Below are 4724 nucleotides of genomic sequence, written 5' to 3' on the forward strand. Positions count from 1 at the left end.
ATCGCCAAGGAAGACAGGATAATTTTTTTCATTTGTCACTCGTTTCTCGTGACAAATGAAAAGGCAGCCTTGTCCAAAACCGTGTCCCGGTTTTGGACAATACCTCTGCTTCGCCTCTTAACTTTGCGTACTTTGCCTGCCCAGTTGAATTGCTCGAAGAGCAAGCCCGAAGGGCATTCAACCGGGGCGGCTGGCCTGCCACGCGCTTCGCGTGGTTCAATATTTTCTTGTTTTTTCTGACAGGGGTTCAGGAGTAAGCCACTAAAGCGGACTATGCCCGCAACCCAAGATAAAGAAAAGAGCTTTTTTGACAGGATTATACCCAGTTAAACACCCCAAAGGGGACCCCGGTTTTACGGGGCAGGCAGGATTAAGAGATGGATGAAGAGAAAATCATTTTTGTCCTGGCTCCCAGTTTAATGCCCTTCGGGCTTGCTCTGCGAGCAATTAAACGGGACAGGCGGAAGCCAGGCCAAAAGGTAATCCTGTAAATCCCGTTAATCCTGTCCAAGTTTCTTGTTTTTTGTGACCCGGTTAAACCCTGCTCCGCAGGAACGCTTTCAGCGTTGTTTAATAGCCCGGAGGGGGACTGGCTCTCCCGGGTTTCCGAGGCATTAATTTACACAAAGTGTCGCTGTAGTAATAATTCTTTTAATTATTAACCAAAGGAGGAGGACATTTCAAAACGTTGGAATTTTCAGCAAGAACATGCATTGGAAATGACAGCAACCATCAAACCGTGAGCATCGCTAACTATGCCTGAAAACCTGAAACCTTAAAGCATAGGCAGGAAAAAAGATGGATACTTCAAATTGGGATTGGGAAAAGGGGGTCAAAGTCATTGCAAAAATAAATGACTGCGACGCCGAGACGGAATGGCTGACAGAGCCTTACGCCAGCCCGGACGGCGAAAGGGTCGCTGTCCTGGCCAAGACGGAAGAAGGCTTTGATGTGTGTGTCAACGGAAAAGCCTGGGGGCAGACCTTTGACAATGCCTGGTACCCCCGCTTCAGCCCGGACGGCAGGTTCACCTGCGTGGCCTCCACGGAAATGGAGTGGACTTTGGCAGTGGACGGGGAACTCTGGCCTGAAACCTACGGCTACATCTGGAACACCCTGTTCAGTAAAAAGGGTGATGTCATTGCCGCAGCAATTCAGCAGGACGGGACTTACGGCATGGCCGTAAATGGTGAACAGGTCGGCGGGCTTTATGAGACAGCCAGTGAGTTTACCCTGAGCGCCGACGGTAAGAGAACCGCAACCGTGGTGCAGGTCCAGAGCATGGATGCGGCGGACATCTTCACCTTCCAGCAGGGCTGCTACAGCGTGGCCGTAGATGGACAGGCATGGGACATCAAGGTGGTCAACGCCTGGACCCCGACCTTCAGCCCGGACGGCAGCAGCGTTGCCGCCCAGATGCGCTCCAGCCTCTACGACTATTCAATCATTGTAGACGGCAAACCCTGGAGTAAAAACTTTCCCATGGTCTGGGATCCCTGCTTCAACCCCAAAACAGGGACAGTTGTCGCACCGGTGCGTATGGCCGGCAAATGGGGCATGGCTGAAAACGAGCAGGTCATCTGGGACCCTGTATATTTCCAGCTCTGGGAACAGAAATACTCCCCCGACGGCAACAATCTCTATGCCATCTGTGCACCCCAGTACGGACGCTGGACGGTTGTACACAACAACAACACCTGGACTGTGCTGGTAAACACCATGCTCACAGACCTGACATTAAGCCCTGACGGCCAGAGGGCTGCCGCAGCAGCCAAAGAAAAAGACAAGTGGACCATCATGGTCGACGATGCCCTATGGCCGCAATGGTACGATATGGTCTGGACACCGGTTTTCAGTCCGGATTCCAAACACATCGCAACCAAGGTGGAAAAGCCCGGGAAGAAATTTACCGTGGCCATAGACGGAAAGCATTACAAAGAGGATTTCACCCATTGCTGGGAACCTGTTTTCAGCCCGGACAGCCAGAAGGTGCTGATTCGCGCTGTCCAGGGGGGTAAGTTTAAACGAATCGTTGCCAAAGTGAACGAATTTTAAGAGAGGAAACCCATGCATAGCTTATACAGTTTTTTAGTCGGTCCAATGGTGTGGGTCTCGCTGCTCATTTTAGTTTTCGGTCTGATCGGCAAGTTCATTTACCTGACGAACATGGCCAAAAAGCGGGATCCCTGGGTATTCAACTACTTACAGCTAAAATACGCCCTGCGCTCCATTTTTGTCTGGCTCATACCTTTTGCCACCTTGAATATGCGCAGAAACCCGGTCATGACCGTAGTCACCTTCGCCTTTCATATCTGCCTCATACTGGTGCCTATCTTCGCCCTGGCCCATGTCATCAAGTGGGAAGAGGCCTGGGGGTTCAGCTGGTGGACCCTGCCGGAAACAGCGGCTATCATCATGTCTTTTATCGTCTTGGGAGGACTGGTGTTTTTTGCGGCCCGTCGCATCAAGCTTCCTGAGGTAAGATACGTCACCAGGCCCCAGGACTTTCTGATTCTCGTGGTAGTGGCCCTGCCATATCTTACCGGGATCCTGGCCTATTACCAGATTTTTGATTATCAGACCATGATCATCCTGCATATCCTGTCCGGACATCTAATGCTCATAGCCATCCCCTTTACCTGGCTCAGCCACCTGCTGTTGTTCCCCATGGCCAGGGCTTATGTGGGTTCCGAATTCCAGGGTGTGCGCAACGTCAAGGACTGGTAAAATAAACCTGATACAGGAGTAGAAACCATGAGTGAAGCTGCAACGGCCAAAAGAATTGCAGATCCGGGACTGGACCAGAGCATTGAAAAGCTTACTCCCGATCGCATAGAGGCCACCATATTAAGAGTAATCAATCAGGAAAACAGCGCCCGTCTCAAGACCTTTGTGGACACCTGTGTGCATTGCGCCCTTTGTTCCGAGGCCTGTCACTACTTCATGTCCTACGACCGCAATCCCCGTTATGCACCGGTGGGCAAAGTCAAGAACACGCTGTGGGAGATGATCCGCTGTAAAGGAAAAGTATCCAAGGAATTTATCAGGGACGCCGCCCAGATCGACTACACCGAGTGCAACCTGTGCAAGCGCTGTGTGCATTTCTGCCCCTTTGGAATCGACACTGCCTACCTCATGACCATTGTCCGCCGCATCTGCCATTTGCTGGGCGTAACCCCGCAATACCTGCAGGACACCAGTCACAGTCACGCCGCCACGTTTAACCAGATGTGGGTCAAGGACGACGAGTGGATGGACACTTTGCAGTGGCAGGAAGAGGAAGCCAGGGACGAGTTCCCCGGACTGCGCATTCCCCTGGACAAGGAGGGCGCGGACATAATGTACTCGGTCATTGCCCCGGAACCCAAGTTCAGGGCTCAGCTGATATACCAGGCTGCAGCTATATTCCATGAAGCCGGGTCAGACTGGACCATGCCCGCCTCCCCGGGCTGGGACAACAGCGACATGGCCATGTTCAGCGGTGACGCGGAAATGATGGGCCGGCTCAAAAGAAAGCATTTTGATACAGCCAGACGTCTGCGGGTGAAAAAGATAGTCATGGGCGAGTGCGGACATGCTTACCGTTCAGTGTACGACATGGGCAACCGCTGGCTGGGCTACAGGGACATGCCCATCCCCATCATCCACGCCATCCAGTTCTACTGTGAACTGCTGCGCTCCGGGAAGATCAAGGTAGCCTCGCAGATAAAGGAACTCTGCACCTTTCATGACCCCTGCAACACGGTCCGCGGCATGGGCTTGCACGAAATGGGCCGGGAAGTGGCCCGGGCCTTCTGCCCCAACTTCGTGGACATGCATCCCAACCGGGAGCACAACTACTGCTGCTGTGCCGGGGGTGGGGTAATCAACTGCGGTCCGCCGCATAAAATGACCAGGGTGCACGGCAACCGCATCAAGGCCGAACAATTGAAAGCCACCGGGGCCAAGATAGTCGTCGCCCCCTGCCACAACTGTCACGGCGGGCTTGAGGACATTATTCACCATTACAAACTGGATATGAAGCTCATGTTTCTTGGCGATATTATATTTGAACATATGCAAAAGCCCGGTGCCGCAGAGTAAAGGCAGACAAAGGAGAAAACCATGTCAAAAAAAATAGTCTACCTGTTGGGAACCATCGCTGTTGCGGTCTTTTTCCTTGCGCCGGCTTTGTATTCGTACACAGGCATGACCCATATCTACGAAGATGCGTTTCCCAAAAAAGAAAGGCCGGCTTCAGTTTTTCCCCACGATGAACATACCGACGTCTATGCATACGAATACGACCTGGAAGAATTGAAGGAGTGCTACTATTGCCATCACTTCGATGGACCTGACCAGGAGCACACGGATGACAGTGTGGGCATTGCCTGCGCGGACTGCCATCCGGTAGAGACCGATGATCCGGATACCACTCCTCTTATGCAGGCCTACCACATCCAGTGCAAGTCCTGCCACCAGGATGTGAAGGCAGGACCTGTGGCCTGCGGGGAATGTCACATAAGGTAAAACTAAAAAAAGGGCGCTTGAAGCGCCCTTTTTTTGCTCTTCCGGTTCAAATGCTTACAAACGTACGTAGCCGGCAAATGGCTCAAAACCATACCCCTACAGCGAAACTTATTATTAACCTCCGGGGACTGGCTCTCCCCGCACTTATTTTTTCCAATAAAACCAAGATCATTTGTAATAAAAATAAGTGCGGGGGTGCCTGTCCCCAATTGAGG

General features: G+C 52.2%; 5 protein-coding genes. All 5 read left to right on the plus strand.

All coding sequences use genetic code 11. The features are described from left to right. Window positions 1–240 (plus strand): hypothetical protein (locus QZP87_RS13660; protein WP_291323475.1); only part of this gene is annotated, 240 nt, incomplete at its 5' end. 558 nt (window positions 241–798) lie between these two features. Then, window positions 799–2055: an electron transfer complex subunit TmcD gene (gene tmcD, locus QZP87_RS13665; RefSeq protein ID WP_291323476.1), complete on the plus strand. Its 1257-nt coding sequence runs from the start codon at window positions 799–801 to the stop codon at window positions 2053–2055. Window positions 2056–2067: 12 nt separating this feature from the next. Continuing rightward, the gene (gene tmcC, locus QZP87_RS13670) at window positions 2068–2727 is read left to right on the plus strand and encodes a TmcC family electron transfer complex membrane anchor subunit (RefSeq protein ID WP_291323477.1); all 660 of its coding nucleotides are present in this window, start codon (window positions 2068–2070) and stop codon (window positions 2725–2727) included. 27 nt (window positions 2728–2754) lie between these two features. After that, entirely contained in the window at window positions 2755–4083 is a 1329-nt protein-coding gene (gene tmcB / locus QZP87_RS13675; RefSeq protein WP_291323478.1) for an electron transfer complex ferredoxin TmcB, read from the plus strand. 21 nt (window positions 4084–4104) lie between these two features. Beyond that, entirely contained in the window at window positions 4105–4509 is a 405-nt protein-coding gene (gene tmcA, locus QZP87_RS13680) for an acidic tetraheme cytochrome c3 TmcA (RefSeq protein ID WP_291323479.1), read from the plus strand. The last annotated feature ends 215 nt before the right edge of the window (window positions 4510–4724 follow it).

The organism is Desulfonatronospira sp. (assembly GCA_003563255.1).
Classification (GTDB): domain Bacteria; phylum Desulfobacterota; class Desulfovibrionia; order Desulfovibrionales; family Desulfonatronovibrionaceae; genus Desulfonatronospira.